This window comes from Paenibacillus sp. KACC 21273 (genome assembly GCF_028736095.1).
In the GTDB taxonomy this organism is placed as follows: domain Bacteria; phylum Bacillota; class Bacilli; order Paenibacillales; family Paenibacillaceae; genus Saccharibacillus; species Saccharibacillus kyungheensis.
The window spans coordinates 1,544,669-1,561,344 of record NZ_CP117876.1; the positions used below are offsets into that span (position 1 = coordinate 1,544,669).

Consider the following 16,676-nt stretch of genomic DNA (forward strand, 5'->3'; position numbering starts at 1 on the left):
ATATAGATAAGGAATATTGAATTAGTGATTCGTTAATCCACCAGATTCAGCGCGTGTTACTACGTTGGTACGATAGTCGTCTTGGCTTAGTCCAATCTTAGGCATAACTTCATTCAGATCCGGGAATTTCGCTAAAATGGTTTTGTTGTCTGTACGCAAATCCATTTTGCTATAATCGTAGAATCCTGCACTGCTAACACTAGAGATAAATTGATTACCTTCTACTGCAACATCGCCTAATTTGGGAACAACAATATTCGGTGTGTTGACCATTACATTGTTATTCATTTTTGTACCATTCGGATATTCAGGATGCCAGTTTGGATCAAGAATACTGCTCCATAATGGATGATCATAACCATACATCTTTTGCAATTTGGCTCCATATTCTTTCCATACGCCGCTTGTTGGATTCATTTCACGAAGTTGATCGGCATAGATACTATTCACACCATGAGAATTACTGTCGCCCCGTTGATCGACTTGGATCATATTGGAATCGACCACTAGATTGTTGTTAGCGATATTGTCATGTCCATTGAGCAAAATGCCTTTGGTTGAACCTTGCACAATATTATAACGATAATTATCGCCACTATCTGCACCATCTGAATAAAATCCATTAGAACGTTTGTTATGATGAACAAAATTGTATTGCAGTACATTACCATAAGAAGCCCAATCTTGAGCAGTATAGAATGCACCTGTATCGCCTTCGATCAAGGACGTATTATGCACTTCATTGTACTCGAATGTCAAATTGTTACTGTACACATAACGAACAGCATCTTTAGGCACATCATGCAGTAAATTATGATCGAATTTGACCCCGACCGAATTACGTACCAGAATTGCTTCCAGATGAGTCAGATCCCCTACATTGTGAATATGATTGTTGGTGACACGACTATTGGCAGCTTCTAACGTTTTGCGATCTCCTGCATCATTAATACTGATACCGAATCCACCTGTTTCATAAATATCATTACTTTGGAAAAGGTTATTCGTCCCATCTACATCGAGAATACCACCATTTCCTAGATTACGAAGCGTATTACCTGCAATCGTAATATGGTCGGTATTTTTAAGTTCAATCCCGTTACCCATACCACCTTCAACCGTGAATCCTAGCATTTTTAGATTAGAAGCTCCATCGACAGAAATCACTGGATTTTCTTGGTCAGCTACAATAATGTTTTGGCTTTTCAGATTGCCTTTAGGATAGTAATAAATTTGACCATCTTTGAAGTCAAGTGACCATTCACCAGGAACATCGATTTCATCCAGATAATTAATCAATTTCCATTCTTCTGTACCGGAACCGATCCGATAAGGAGCTTTGATTTTGGATGAATAAGAGCTAGGCGTAAGGTACGTACTTGCAGTTGCTGATTGATATACATCTTTGTTGACGGATGAAGGTACTTTCACTGAATCGGTACTGTGTTCAGTTACGGTTGCATCATTACCTGTATGTTCAGTAACTTCAGAAGGTAACGATAGATTATGATCCGCATCAGTCGCTTCTGTCGTTAATTGAGAATCTTCAGTGAGTTGTTCTTTCAAGCGGACAGACCCAGATTCACCCTGTGCATTAAACAATTTGTATGATTGTGGGGTAGAGTCTGTATCATGTAATGCATCGTCTGCTGCTGGCTCGCTTGTTGCAGAAGCAGAAGGAGCAATACTGGATGCCGCCTGAGAATCTTCACCGTATGTGTTGGCTGTGGCAGAGGTAGCAGAAGCATAGTCTGTTACTGCCGCACTCCATTTGGAACCCATACCGCCATCAGGAATATCTTTAAGTGTGATGACATTGTGTTTGGTATCGATCGATTGTACGGAACTGGTCAAAGGGCTCCAGACCGTTCTCCAAAAGCCTTTAAGATAAAGAGCATGTCCTTGAGATAAAGACTTCTGCCAGCGTGCTGCACGATTGCTTCCGTCCAGATCTAACGTATCTGTTGTGTCTCCATTTTCAGGAATACCACCATCACCATAATAAAAAGATTTGGCATCTGCTGAACCATTCGCTGTTGTCCAACCTTTGCGATGTCCATCTACAGATTCGGTCACATTAGGCCATTGAGAAATAGGTTGACGAATACCGTTAGAGATCAGATCAATAATACCCCATTTTTCGGTAAACGAAGTGCCACCTTCAAAATGCTTAATATGCTTCAGTCCCAGTGACTTCACATCTAACTGATAAAGGGCATTGGCATCTACATCAGGATGAACACGTGCTTTGGCTGCGGCACTGAGCGGTTTCCAATCGGAAGCATCAATACGAATCCCGTTGGTTAATGTCACCTGTTCACCTGAATACGTACGGTAAATAATAGGTTTATCCGGTGTACCTGAATCTTCAGCTGTAAATTGCAAGTTGGAAAATTCATATTCTCCACCTTTGACCCATACCGTTACTCCATAATCGGGTAGGTCGCCTTTTAGACTGCGGATAGCATCACGTGCTCTTTCCAGGGTGGCGTATGGTTTCTCTTTAGTGCCATTCCCATCCGTATCGCTTCCGGCTGTATCAACGTACAGATTCCAACCAGTTTTTGTCACAGCACCGCTATCAAGATTGATAACTTCTTGACTTCCTACTTTGTCAGCCGATGCGTATGGAACCGCCATCGCACTACTCAAAGCAAGCATAGCTGTGAGCGATATGATTTTCTGGAACTTCTTCATAAATATAAATTCCCTCCATTTCAAAATCCATTGATGTTGTTGGGATGATGGTTTATCCCTGCTGTGATGGGTATTTTGATTTAATTAGTTAATCACCTCCTAAAATACATATAAATTGGTAAAATCAGCGGATGCTTTTATATAATAAAATACAGATGCAAATATAGCAAAGCATAATTTCATACTTTTTTAATAAAATTTCAATTTGTTCATAAATTAGTTTCTTTTTTGTAACCATTTGAGCATACCGATAGATTGCTTGTCAAGTGCAGGTAGTATAATGTCTGAAAATAAAAAGGGGACTGATCAATTGCCTTAGAGCACAACTGATCAGTCAGTAATATGAACCATATTCTTAGTTAAGAAGTAGATTGATGGTCAGAAAGACCGTCTGAATCTGCACGATTAAAGGCTTTAGTACGGTATTCATCTTTGTACAATCCAATCGTTGGGAAAACAGTATTCAAGTCAGGAAACTTCTCTAATATTTTGGCATTTTTGGTGCGCAAATCAAGGGTAGCTAGATTATAAAATCCTGCATCTGAGGTACTACTTAGTGTCGTATTACCTACTGCTGCTACATCACCGTTTTTCGGCAATTTGATTTGTCCACCAGCACCTACAATCACATTATGATTAAGCTTACTGCCATTGGGATATTGAGGATTCCATTTATCATTTAATACACTGCTCCATAGATTGCCTTTTAAGCCGTATTTTTTAGCAAGTTGTTCACCGTATTTTTTCCAGGTGCCTGTCAATGGTTGAAGCTCTCGCAGACGATTGGCATTATCGCTACCTAATCCATAATTTAACTGATTAGAACGATCGTTAATTTCAAGAGATTGTACATTAATTAATAAATTGTTCATCGCTAGATTATGATGTCCATTTTCGAATAAAAAGGCGCGTGATGTATCTTGAATAATATTGTATTCATACGTATTACCACTGCTACCCCCATCCGCATAAAAACCATTTGAGCGTTTATTATGATGAATAAAGTTATAACGTAATACATTTCCATACGAAGACCAGTCTTGAGCGGTATAGAAAGCACCGGTATCGCCTTCGATCAGTGATGTATTATGCACTTCATTGTATTCAAGCAACAGCTTATTGCTAAATACATAGCGAACTGCATCTTTGGGAACATCATGCAGTAAATTATGATCGACCCGTACACCGACTGAATCACGAATAATAATCGCTTCCAGATGGATCAGCTTGCCGATATGATGAATATGATTATTGGTAATTCGCGTATTGGCAGACGATAATGTAGCTCGATCTCCTGCACTATTCAGACTAATCCCAAAACTTGCCGTATCATAAATATTGTTACTACGGAACATATTATGATGACCATCTACATCTAATATTCCACCATTTACATTGCGAATATTGTTGCCTGCAATCGTAATATGATGACTTCTTTTCATTTCAAAGCCATTACCCATATTATTCTGTAATGTGAACCCTTTAAATTGTACATAAGAGGTACCATCCATAGTAACGATAGGTGTATCTTGATCACCGATTACTGTCTGCAATTTATGAATATCCGAAGGAGGATAGTAATAGATTTTGCCATCTTTAAAATCCAAAGCCCATTCTCCAGGTGTATCGATTTCTTCTAGCAGATTAAGGGCTCGGAATTCTTCAGAACCATCACCAACACGATAAGTAGAAGGTGTACTGCTGTTGTCATTTTGCTCATTGGTTGTTCTTGATAGAGCAGAAGGAGCAACCATCGCACTGAATTTAGAACCCATTCCACCTTGTGGTGTATCGAGAAGTTTAATCGTTTTTTGAGCTGGATCGATTTGACTGATCTGAATACTGGCTGGACTCCAAAGGGTACGCCAGAAACCTTGTAAATAGATAGCATGACCGTTTTGGATCGCATTCTGCCAGCGCTTAGAACGATTGGTTCCATCTTCATCTAAAATATTAGTGCTTGAAGAACCCGGTTTTTGATAATAAAAAGATTGAGCATTATAGACACTTTGAGCGATTGCCCAGCCTGCTCGTTGTCCACCGGCTACTTCTGTTGTATTCGGCCAACGGGAAATAGGTTGCATTTGATTGTTGGCAAATAAATTCAAAATGCCCCATTGTTCTGTAAATGAAGTGCCGCCTGCAAAGCCATTGATATGCTTCATTCCTAATTTGCGTACATCCAATTCTACTAGCTGCTTGGGATCAATCTTGGGATGAACTCTAGCTTGAGCTTCCTGACTGAGTGGTTGCCAATCCGTTACTGGCTTGCCTGTAGAAAGCGTAACTTGTTCTCCTGTATAAGTACGATATGTAATTGGAGAAGCGGCTGTACCTGAATCTTTTTTATCCAGTTGAAAGCTAGAATCCATAAGATAATTCCCTTGCTTCACCCAGACCGTTATGCCTCCTTGAGGAAGTTTACCTTTGTAGGCACGAATCGTTTTCTGAGCTTGTTGCAATGTAGCATAAGGCTTGGTTTTACTACCATTTCCAGTCTGATCATTACCTGTTTTGGCGATATAGATATTCACTCCAGACTCCTTTACAGCTCCACTACTTAACGGATATGCTTCTTTTTTAGTATGAAGACTGTAGTATAATACTCCTGCCAATAAAGCGAATAATACCAATCCCAAAAGGATGATCCGCGAACTTGATGCTTTCAAGCGAACACCTCCTTGTAAATATAATTTGATATAGAATGAGTTGGCATTAGTATAGGTAGAATCACTAACAACTGTCAAATATCGTGTATCTGTTATGCGAATGTAGTAAGATTACCATAGCATATCCCAGATAAGCTGTTTTTATTAAGATATCAACCTACTTTATCAGAAAGGTGGATTATATTATGAAAGACGAAGAAAAAGTCTATAATACAGCAGTTGAGGTCACATTAGAAGTAATCGGTGGCAAATGGAAACCTGTGATTTTATTTCATCTGACGTTTGGTAAAAAACGAACTAGTGAACTGAAAAAGTTAATCCCAACGATTACTCAAAAAATGTTGACCCAGCAGTTACGTGAACTGGAAGAAGCAGGGACAGTATTGCGAACGTCTTACAATGTAGTGCCTCCCAAAGTAGAGTATGAATTAACCGAGTATGGAACAACTCTCACCGAGTTACTTCATATGATGTGTAAATGGGGAGAAGTTCATCTATATAGACAGTATGGTGATCAAGCTCGTATTGTAGAGTCTCCTTCTCAAGTGATATAAATCGTCAAAAGCCGAAACCTTATCACTAAGGTCGGCTTTTGATAGACGATACATATAGAGGAAAAGTATCCATTTCTACATATATGGTGTAATTTATTTATAATGTTGTCTTGAAGAAAGGAATACACGATTATTTCGATAAGTTGTACACGATAAGATCAGGCAATAATATTACGTTTGCGAAAATCTTCAAAAATAGCGATAAACATCTTTTCTGTATCTACATATTCATGAAATCCGAATCGACGTGCTTTGCTTCCGTCAGCAAAAAAGTCATAATCCCACGAAAATACAAAATCACCAAACGCCCACGAAGATACATCTGCATACGTATAAGCAGTTAATCCATATTTGGTAACGATATCGTTCCACAAAGCTTCTTTGTCTTTCATCATCGTATCCAGACTCATGGATAAAGGGGGAGCTGTCTCCATCTCAAAATACGTAGCGATGGTAGGCCACAGCTCTTCCCAGCGGAACAAATCACCATTGTTAATATTAAAAGCCTGATTCGCACAAGCAGGAGTAGTCGCTGCCCAGACTGTAGCTTTGGCGAGTAATCCGGCATCTGTCATTTCGAGAATACTGTGATAGGCTCCACGTTTACCCGGGAATCGCAAAGGCAATTGAAGTTCTTTGGAAATAGTGGCATAGATCGCAATTACCATCGCTAGATTCATAGGATTACCTACAGCAAATCCACACACGACAGAAGGACGGAGCGCAGACCATGTCCAGCTTTTCCCTTGCTGTTGTTGCATAAGATAGTTCTGCTGAGCCATATTAAATTCAGGTGGCATCGGACGTGCATCAGATTCACGTGCAGGTGTTTTGAATGCGCCTAGATGAGCACCGTAGACTTTGTAACCTTGCATCAGACTTACATGTTGAAGCGTAGGGGAAATAGTCTCTACACTTTCTACGATATGGATTAGCATATTCAGATTAGGTTCTACCAATTCTGCCCAAGTAGGACGATCTTGATATGCCGCATAAAAAATATGAGTGATCGTAGGAAACGATTGTAAGGCTTGATCTATTTGATCACGTTGAAAAAGGTCTACCGATACATAAGTAACACGATCTGTAGATACACCGCCACGACGGGATAACCCGATAATCTCCCAATCCGGTAATGTCGATAAATGATCAATCAGATTACTACCAATCACTCCATTTGCCCCTACAACTAACGCTACTTTACGAGAAGAATGGGTTACTCTATTCATCTATTGCACTCCTTTAATCATAATAAGTTACATGATTAGCTTGCAGGATAATGCAACCGTTGAGAAGTACGCACTTTGAAGTGCGATAGGTACTTCAAAGTACTCTAGTGATCTTTTGTCTATAGAAGAAGATAGAATCATTACCGTTGAAATTACATACAAAAGCACACAGTAGAGGCAGTGATTATGCCTGCGCTGTGTGCTTTGGATAAAGTATTGGATAAGGTCAAAACAGTACCAGAGTTAGACTGTTTCTTCCCAAAGTTTAGCTTGATATTCTTTTACTTGTTGTTCAGATGGTTCAGGATATACGTTGCGGAAAGGATGGTGCTTCGCATCGATCACTTCTACCATTTTATCGATCATGTCTTGCGGATCGAATTGTTGAGCTAGCATTTTTTCGCCTTTTGCCAGATCAGAACGTTTGGTAAAGTTTGTTTTCTCGTCATACCATTTTTCTTTTTGCTCAAACATATTATCGTTAAATCCTGTTTTGTATGGACCAGGATTAATCGTAGCGACTTGAATGCCGAATTCTTTCAGTTCTTCTTTAAGCGCTTGTGCCATAGCTTCTACAGCATGTTTGGAAGCACAGTATGCACCCAGATAAGGAGTTACGCTAAGTCCAGCGATAGAGCTGACAAAGATAATTTTACCTTTCTTTTTAGCGACAAATTGGCGTGCGACAATCTGTACCATTTCTAGCGAATTAAATACATTGGTATCAAAAATTTGGCGGATATTATCTACTGGAATCTCAGCCAATGGGCCACCTTCACCAATCCCTGCATTTGCTACATATACATCAAAATCATATTTTTCCAATTGAATACGGTCAAGTGGTTTATTGACATCTAATTTGATGACTTCAATATCGAGTCCTTGCGCTTTCGCTTCTTCTCGAAGTTCAGTCACTTGTGGAATAATTTCAACAGAAGCAATAACTTTATGTCCTTTTTTGGCAAGTCCTAGAGCAGCACCTTTACCAAGTCCGCTACCTGCACCTGTAATAAAAATTGTTTTTTTACCTAGCATAATGAATTCCTCCTGTTATAAGTCTGTATCGTCTTCGTGTCGTTCGGATTCATATTGCTTTTACCCGTTCAGTCTGATAACTAATCAATCAGGCAATAGAGAGGAGGGAAGAACAAGAGGTATTGGAGACAGCAAAAAGCCGGACTACATAAGAGCCCGGCTGATGATCTGAAAAGTTAAAACAACTTAGTGATTGGTGAATCCGCCTGTCTCAGCACGAGTTACGACACGAATACGATACATATCTTGTTGCAATCCGATTTGAGGGAAAATGCTATTCAAGTTCGGAAATTTATCAAGAATTTGTCTGTTGTTTGTACGTAAGTCCATTTGACTGTAATTGAAGAAGTTAGCATCAGTTACTTTAGGAATAATATTATTTTTTTCAATCGTAATATTGCCTAGTTTAGGTTTGATCACACTATTTACTTGAACCAGTGCATTATCGACTAATTTAGAACCGTTAGAGTATTCTGGATGCCAGTTAGCATTGAGCATATCGGTCCATAAGTTATCGGTATAGCCATAACGTGTTTTGAGTTCATTTGCAAAGCTTGCCCAAGCACCAGACGCAGGATTTTTGGAACGCAATCCATCAGCAAAGCTACTACCTACACCATAGCTTTTGGTCATAATCGCATTAGCCACTACATCGGTTGTAAGCACATCGCTACGGTTCTCAATCTGTACTTTGGAAGAAGCAACAACCACATTGTTACGACCGATATTGTGATGTCCGTTAAATTGGAATGCACGATCAGAACCTTGAATAATATTGTTATAGAAGTTATCGCCTGCATCGCCACCATCGACATAAAATCCGTTAGCACGTACATTGTTATGAATAAAGTTATAACGAAGATCGTTACCATATGAAGTCCAGTCTTGTGCAGTATAGAAAGCACCTGTATCACTTTCTACTAATGCGGTATTATGAATTTCATTAAACTCAAACGTTAGGTTTGTACTGCTTACATAACGGATACCGTCTTTGGGAACATCATGGATTAGATTATGATCTATCCATACATTGTTAGAATCCCGTACGATAATACCAGCAAGATGCGCGAGTAGACCGGTATGATGAATATGGTTATTGGTAACACGTGTATTGGATTTGGTAAATGTAGTTGTTCGGTCACCAGCATAACCTAAGCTAATTCCAAATTCACCTGTATCATAAATATCATTACTTTTGATTAGATTGTAACTACCATAGTAATCAACAATCCCGCCACCACTTACATTCAAAATCGTATTACCAGCTATTGTAATATGATTTGTTTTTTGCATTTCGATACCGTTGCTCATACTATCTTCTAATTGGAAGCCTAGTAATTGAAGATAAGAAGTAGCATACATTTTGATGATCGGTGTTGCATTATCAGCAATCTCTACATCTTTTGTTTTGATATCGCCATCTGGATAGTAGTATACTTTACCATCTTTGAAATCAAGCGCCCATTCACCGGGAACATCAATTTCATCTAGATAGTTAACTGCACGCCATTCTTCGGTTCCATCTCCTGTGCGGTACACTGGATTAGAGTTCGCAATATCTTTACTCCATTTGGAACCCATACCACCTGAAGGTGTGTCCAGTAAAGAGATACTTCCTTCTCCATTATCAATACTTTGTACTTTGCTTGTTACCGGGCTCCATACCGTTCTCCAGAAACCTTGAAGATAAAGAGGATGTCCTGCATTGACTGAAGATGCCCAACGTTCAGAACGATTGGTTCCGTCTGCATTTAATTCATCATCAGTTTGTCCATCTGTAGGAATACCATTTTCACCGTAATAAAAAGATTTAGCGTCAGCAGAACCGTTAGCAGTTGTCCAGCCTGCACGTTTGGAACCAGCCATTTCACCCGGGTTCGGCCATTGTGAGATCGGTTGACGTTCATGATCGACAATCAGATCAATAATGCCCCATTTATCGGAAAAAGAATTGCCACCAGGGAAGCTGTTAATATTCGTAAGCCCCATAGCTTTCACATCAAGCTCAACTAATTTGCTTGCACTTACTTTTGGATTTACTCTTGATTGTGCGTCACTGCTTAATGGTTTCCAGAGAGTAGGATCAACAGATGTACCGTTAGAAATAATAACTTTCTCTCCCGGATACGTACGATAGACGATCGATTTACCAGGTGCTCCAGAATCGGAAGCATTCAGATCGAGTGTAGAAGTGAATTTGTATGTGCCGCCCTTGACCCATACTGTAATTCCTCCAACGGGTAAAACTCCTTTTTTGGCACGAATAGCATTTCTAGCTTCAAGTATCGTTTTGAATGGAGCATCTTTAGTACCTGATCCTGAAGCAGCTACTGAACCATCTACGTAGATATTAAGACCTGTATTGGTAGTGGCTCCACTACTCAAGGTCACAACATTTCCATTGACTGTGCGATCTGCAAAAGCGAAATCTGGTGACAACAAAGTACTAACAAGTAGTGTAGTTATCACCATTAACATCGCTAACGGCGTCTTTCTAAACATTATAAAACATCCTTTCATATTGAAATATGGTTTACCTATAGGTCAGGTCTATTGGAAGTGGATATTTGCTTTTATAATTATCGAATTAGGTTCACTAGTTACTTTGTCGGATACTTTTGCCCATTTTGTAATGGTTATAGATAAATTTGGTTAATTTAAGTTAAAAATCGACTTTTTCTGATAAAAAGAGGGATAATTAAGATGGTTAGTTACCAATTATCCCCAGAAATCAATTTATTTTATGAATCGCAAGTAGCAGGAGAGAGCAGATAAGACCTACTATATTCATAAAAAGTTCACAATAATATGAAAATTCCTATTCATTTTAATGATTACTCATTCCACCTGAAGCTGATCTAGAAATTACTTGCACTCTGTACTCATCTTGAGATAATCCGATCTGTGGGAAAATCGTATTTAAATCGGTGAATTTGCTAAGAATACTTGCATTATTGGTACGATAATCCATCGTGTTAGCATTATAAAATTGAGCATCAGCAATAGTATTTAGAATCACATTATTAGCGACTGTAAAAGATCCTTTTTTGGGTGTAGTCACTGCACCTGTCTGCACAAACACATTATCTGAGATCGAAGAACCGTTTGGATATTCAGGATGCCAGTCAGGGTTAAGAATATCTGCCCATAGATTGGTGGTATAACCATACGTCGCTTTTAGGTCTTTGCCGTATTGTAGCCATGCACCAGAAGTTGGATTTTTGCTGATCAAATTCTGAGCATAAGCACCTGTAGCCGTATAGCCACGTGTAATGCCACGATCATCAATCTGTCCTGCTGCTCTTGAAGCAATAATCAGATTGTTTTGTGCCAGATTATCGTGTCCACCGCCCATAATAAAAGCAATCTGAGATTGTTGAATAATATTTTTGCTCACCACATCACCGCTATCTCCATCATCAAAATAAAATCCATGGGAGCGTTTGTTATGATGAATAAAGTTATAGCGAAGAACATTTCCATAAGAAGTCCAGTCCTGTGGTGTATAAAAAGCACCTGAATCGCTTTCTACTAAAGACGTATTGTGGATTTCATTATACTCAAACAATAAGTTGTTATCTGAAGTATACTTAACTGCCGCCTTCGGTGTATCATGGATCAAGTTATGATCAATCTTAGTACCAACTGATTCACGGATAACGATACCTTCCAGACTAACCAACGTTCCGATATTGAAAATATGGTTATTTGTGATTCTGGAATTACCTGATACCAGATTAGTACGGTCGCCAGAGTATCCCATCGAGATTCCTGCGGCTCCAATTTCATAGACATCATTACTTTGAATCAGATTGTTATTGCCATAGTAATCGACAATCCCTGTACCTGTGACATAACAGATTGTATTTCCAGCAATCTTCATATGATGAGAACGCTGCATTTCGATTCCGTTGCCCATACCGCCTTCAACTGTAAATCCAAGCCATTGAATATAAGAAGCATCACTCATTTTGATAATCGATGCTTTGTTATCAGATAAAGTAATGATTTGTTTGGTAATATCACCTGTAGGATAGTAATAAATTTTGCCATCTTTAAAATCTAGTGCCCATTCACCAGGAACATCGATTTCATCTAAATAGTTAATTGCTTTCCATTCTTCTTTGCCTGTACCGACTCGATAACTAACACTTGTATCTGGAATAAAAGGATCATCAGTTAATCCGTACACACTGGAAGTTACATTGAACATCGGAGTACTTGGAGTAGACACGACAGGTGCATATACATTTGCTTGTACAGAAGAAGACATTAGATTAGGACGATAGACATCCATACTTACAGTTGAACTTTTTAACGTATTGGGTACGACTGTTTTGCTAAATTTATCGCCCATACCGCCACTTGGAATATCGTATAGAGAAATAATATTATCATCTGGATAAATAGCGCCTACTTTACTAGTGACAGGGCTCCAAGCTGTTCTCCAAAATCCTTTAAGATATAGGTCATGCCCTTTAGCCATTGAAGCTTTCCAGCGTTGAATACGATTAGTACCATCTGCGTTAACCTCATCATCTGAGATTCCATTTTCTGGTGTACCGCCTTCACCGTAATAAAAAGATTTGGAATCTGCGGAACCGTTCATAGTCACCCAACCTGCACGATTTGCTGCAATACTTTGATCTTCGTTAGGCCATTGAGAGATCGGTTGTCTAATACCATCCACGATCAGATCAACAATACCCCATTGCTCTGTAAATGTTGTGCCGCCTGAAAAACCAACAATATTCTGTATATTGAGCGAAGCTACATCGAGCTCGCGTAGTTTACTTGGTTGAACCGCAGGATTCACACGTGCTGCTGCATCTGCGCTTAGCGGTTGCCATGATGTTGGATCAATTCCTTTGCCTGTCGTTAACGTGACCGTTTCTCCAGGATAGGTGCGATAAATGACTGGCTTGTCAGGTGTGCCGGAATCTTGAGCATTGAGATCGAACGTTGTGGCTAAATTGTACGTTCCACCTTTCACCCAAACGGTAACACCGCCAGCAGGTAAATTGCCTTTATATGCACGTATTGTTGATCTAGCTTTGAACAGTGTTTTGAAAGGTGCTAATTTGGTGCCTGTACCTGTAACATCATTTCCAGTTGGATCGACATATACGTTCACGTTAGTTGCAACTGTATTTCCGCTACTAAGCATAGGAGTGGTTGCAGCATAACTGGTTTGCCCTGTTGGTAGAAGAGTAATGATAAGACTGAGAGATAATATCCATGCTACCCATTTCGTAGTTGTTGTCATTATATTTTCCTCCTAAATATCCTTGATGCTATTGTTATCAATAGGTGATAAACAAATAGATGTACTCTAACATGGCTAACGGTAGCTGTTTTATTATGATCGAGTAGGGTTATTAGGTCATTTATAGTTTGGAATGAATTCTTGATCAATCATTTCGTTATACACGTATTAGAAAGAAGATCAAGAAAAGTAAAATGTAATGAAGTGAAAATCACTTGAACAAATAGAATGAATAGTAGAATAAGGAATGGAAAGAAGTAGAAGAAATATAGAAGAGTAAAATGAAAGTGTTAGTGTTTCTTTAGCCACCCTCAGTATAGTATATGTCTCAACAACTGATAACCGCCTTAATGTCTCATTCTTAAAGGTATCAAATGCGATATAAAATCAAAGTATATTAGTATGTCCTTCCTATTCAGTCAGCAAGCATTAGCCCCGATGACTATAGCTCCTATATAAGAAAATAGCCAAAAGTTTCAGATCAGTGTCTGAAGCTTTTGGCTATTTAGATTGAAATGATATTGTTTGAACGTGAATAAGATATATCAATTAAGAAGAGGTAGAAGTAGTATTTTCTTTTTGCAGTCCTATTTGAGGATAAATTTGATTGATATTTGGAAAGATCGCAAGAATAGTTGGGTTTTCTGTATAGACGCCAGTTGTCGTATTAGGATTCAGCTTAGCCGATTGTATACTGCTAATTCTTGGATTATTTTGAATAATGACTGCTCCTTTTTTTGGAATAACGAGAGCGCCTGACTGAACAACTGCATTATCTTTGAAATGTGTACCGTTCGGATATTCGGGATGCCACTTGGAATTCAGTATATTTTGCCATAGATTGCTGTCATATCCATACGTATCTGCTAGAACTCGTCCATACGTTTTCCAGGGTTCTGCTCCAGGATTTTTAGCCATTAATTGTTCAGCATAAGAGCTATCTGCTGTATATTTACGAGCGATTCCGCGATCATCAATCTGAATACCGGATGTGGCATTGACAATCAGATTTCCGGTTGCCCGGTTATGATGACCTCCACCAAAAAGAAAAGCTTTGGATACGCCGGAGACTATATTGTTAGTAAAAGTATCTCCGCTATCTCCATCATCAGCATAAAAGCCATTGGCACGTGGACTGTCATGTACATAGTTATATCGCAATACATTACCATAGGAAGTCCAATCTTGAGCGGTATAGAAAGCACCTGCATCACCATCTTCCAGTGAAATATGATGCAGTTCATTATATTCAAATAACAGATCATTATTATACACATATCGAATGCCATGCTTGGGCACATCATGAATCAGATTGTGACTGATCGTCATACCTATCGACTGTGTAATAATTAATCCTTCTAAAGCAATCAGGGTGCCGGTATTATGAATATGGTTGTTCGTAATCACAGACTGTGCTGGAGTCAAAGTATCACGATTACCTGCATAACCGATACTCATCCCAAAACTTCCTGTTTCATAAATAGTATTATTTTGCATGACATTGTGATGACCGTAATAATCAAGAACACCACCGCCACCTATATTTCGAATGGTGTTGCTGTCCAGTGAAATATGATGTGAGCTCTGCATTTCGATCCCATTATTCAATCCACCTTCAATCGTCAGACCGATAAAGTTAAGGTAAGAAGCATTCGTTAATTTGATAATAGGGCCGGTACGATCAGCAATAATAATATTTTGCTTGTTAATATCTCTGTCAGGATAATAGTAGATCTTCTGATCTTTAAAATCCAAAGCCCATTCGCCAGGCATATCAATCTCATCTAACAGATTCAGTGCTTGCCATTCTTCTGTACCTGTACCGACTCGATACACTTGATACGTAACAGAAGTGACAGTTAGAGGAGAGACGGGAACACTTGGCTGGGTATAGACATCTTGAGTTACATAGACATCTTTTGTCACATACGTATCATCATGAATCGTTACCGGAGATTGATCAGGCACAGTAAATGGAACAACTGTCGCAGAGGGAGATGGATTAGTAGAAGGGACTACTGGAACTTCTTTGCTCCATTTCGAACCGATTCCGCCTTCTGGAATATCGACCAACCGAACGATATGACGTATTGTATCAATACTTTCGACTTTGCTAGTTACCGGGTCAAAATCGGTACGCCAGAATCCTTTGAGATACAAATCATGACCGTGTTCGATAGAACGTTGCCAGCGTGCAGTCCGATCAGTCTGATCGGCATTCACTTCGTCGGTTGTAATGCCATCTTTCGGTTGTCCGCCTTCGCCATAATAAAATGACTGCGGATCAGCAGAACCATTCATTGTGACCCAACCTGCACGATTTTTGCTTATTTTTTGCTGAGGATTCGGCCATTGAGAGATCGGTTCGCGTACCCCATCTACAATCAGATCGACAATACCCCATTCTTTGGTAAATGTTGTTCCTCCGGGAAAGCCAGACGTATTTTTAAGCCCTAACGATTGGACATCTAATTCTACTAATTGATCAGCATAGACAGCAGGATGAACACGAGCTGCTGCTTCCGCATTAAGTGGTTTCCAGAGAGTAGGATCAATCGTTTTGGCAGTGGTAATCACCGCTTGTTCATTGGGATAATTACGATACGTGATCGGTCGTTCAGCAGTACCTGAATCTAATTCATTCAGTTCTAATGTAGAAGACAGTTCATATTCGCCTTCACGTAACCAGATTGTTGTACCACCAGCGGGTCTTTCACTATACGTATCCCGTAACACAGAGCGAACTTTGGGAAGAGTGCGATAAGGAGCTTGTACAGTTCCTGAACCCAAATAGTCGCTTCCTTTAGGAGAAACGTATACATTTTGAGTAACTGTAGGTACATCAGATAGAGTGGATACGCTGTTAGATGCAGAAGTAGAAGAAGCTTCTTCTGCAATTACAGGTGAAGAGTAGACAAACGAACCTAGAGGCATCAAAAATACAGTCAACAACATCAGATGTCTAGACCATTTTTGGTACAGCACAGTCTTTGCAGTCATGAGTTCTCTCCTTTTATCTGTCTAGTTTGTTCATCATTATAAAGGGTATTGAACTGAATTACATGTGCCGATAGAGTTAAACAGTTGGTAGATACAGTCTTATTTTTAATGAATACAAATGACGAGTTATGTAGATTAAACCAAGAAAAAGTCGGCATATGGATGGCATATTTAGTTAGAAAATCATAGAGACATAGAAGATGAGATGATAAAAAAACCGATTACT

The 16,676-nt window shown here is 39.2% G+C and carries 8 protein-coding genes; 1 reads left to right on the forward strand and 7 read right to left on the reverse strand.

Annotated elements, in window-relative coordinates; genetic code table 11:
• Positions 1–21 precede the first annotated feature (21 nt).
• Both PQ460_RS07145 and PQ460_RS07150 read right to left on the reverse strand, forming a co-directional pair.
• Positions 22–2,697 (reverse strand): right-handed parallel beta-helix repeat-containing protein, encoded by a 2,676-nt coding sequence (locus PQ460_RS07145; RefSeq protein WP_274172201.1) that lies wholly within the window; start codon positions 2,695–2,697, stop codon positions 22–24.
• A 359-nt stretch (positions 2,698–3,056) separates the two neighbouring features.
• Complete coding sequence (locus PQ460_RS07150) at positions 3,057–5,366, reverse strand: right-handed parallel beta-helix repeat-containing protein (protein ID WP_274172202.1); 2,310 nt, start codon at positions 5,364–5,366, stop codon at positions 3,057–3,059.
• A 185-nt stretch (positions 5,367–5,551) separates the two neighbouring features.
• Here PQ460_RS07150 and PQ460_RS07155 point away from each other — a divergent pair, with 185 nt between their 5' ends.
• Positions 5,552–5,920, forward strand: a complete 369-nt coding sequence (locus tag PQ460_RS07155; protein ID WP_274172203.1) for a winged helix-turn-helix transcriptional regulator — start codon at positions 5,552–5,554, stop codon at positions 5,918–5,920.
• A gap of 158 nt (positions 5,921–6,078) precedes the next feature.
• On the opposite strand, the gene PQ460_RS07160 is transcribed toward PQ460_RS07155, so the two are convergent.
• The 5 genes from PQ460_RS07160 to PQ460_RS07180 form a co-directional block, all read right to left on the reverse strand.
• Complete coding sequence (locus tag PQ460_RS07160; RefSeq protein WP_274172204.1) at positions 6,079–7,149, reverse strand: SDR family oxidoreductase; 1,071 nt, start codon at positions 7,147–7,149, stop codon at positions 6,079–6,081.
• Positions 7,150–7,392: 243 nt separating this feature from the next.
• On the reverse strand, positions 7,393–8,184 hold the full coding sequence (locus PQ460_RS07165; RefSeq protein ID WP_273613160.1) for an SDR family oxidoreductase: 792 nt from the start codon (positions 8,182–8,184) through the stop codon (positions 7,393–7,395).
• 186 nt (positions 8,185–8,370) lie between these two features.
• The gene (locus PQ460_RS07170; RefSeq protein ID WP_274172205.1) at positions 8,371–10,686 is read right to left on the reverse strand and encodes a right-handed parallel beta-helix repeat-containing protein; all 2,316 of its coding nucleotides are present in this window, start codon (positions 10,684–10,686) and stop codon (positions 8,371–8,373) included.
• Between the two features lie 325 nt (positions 10,687–11,011).
• On the reverse strand, positions 11,012–13,450 hold the full coding sequence (locus tag PQ460_RS07175; RefSeq protein ID WP_274172206.1) for a right-handed parallel beta-helix repeat-containing protein: 2,439 nt from the start codon (positions 13,448–13,450) through the stop codon (positions 11,012–11,014).
• A gap of 549 nt (positions 13,451–13,999) precedes the next feature.
• Positions 14,000–16,450, reverse strand: coding sequence for a right-handed parallel beta-helix repeat-containing protein (locus PQ460_RS07180; protein ID WP_274172207.1), 2,451 nt, complete (start codon positions 16,448–16,450; stop codon positions 14,000–14,002).
• Between the last annotated feature and the right edge of the window lie 226 nt (positions 16,451–16,676).

What these genes read in the sequence shown, in the direction of transcription:
- PQ460_RS07145 (WP_274172201.1), bottom strand. Translation starts at nt 2,697, where the DNA reads ATGAAGAAGTTCCAGAAAATCATATCGCTCACAGCTATGCTTGCTTTG.
- PQ460_RS07155 (WP_274172203.1), top strand. Translation starts at nt 5,552, where the DNA reads ATGAAAGACGAAGAAAAAGTCTATAATACAGCAGTTGAGGTCACATTA.
- PQ460_RS07160 (WP_274172204.1), bottom strand. Translation starts at nt 7,149, where the DNA reads ATGAATAGAGTAACCCATTCTTCTCGTAAAGTAGCGTTAGTTGTAGGG.
- PQ460_RS07165 (WP_273613160.1), bottom strand. Translation starts at nt 8,184, where the DNA reads ATGCTAGGTAAAAAAACAATTTTTATTACAGGTGCAGGTAGCGGACTT.
- PQ460_RS07170 (WP_274172205.1), bottom strand. Translation starts at nt 10,686, where the DNA reads ATGTTTAGAAAGACGCCGTTAGCGATGTTAATGGTGATAACTACACTA.
- PQ460_RS07175 (WP_274172206.1), bottom strand. Translation starts at nt 13,450, where the DNA reads ATGACAACAACTACGAAATGGGTAGCATGGATATTATCTCTCAGTCTT.
- PQ460_RS07180 (WP_274172207.1), bottom strand. Translation starts at nt 16,450, where the DNA reads ATGACTGCAAAGACTGTGCTGTACCAAAAATGGTCTAGACATCTGATG.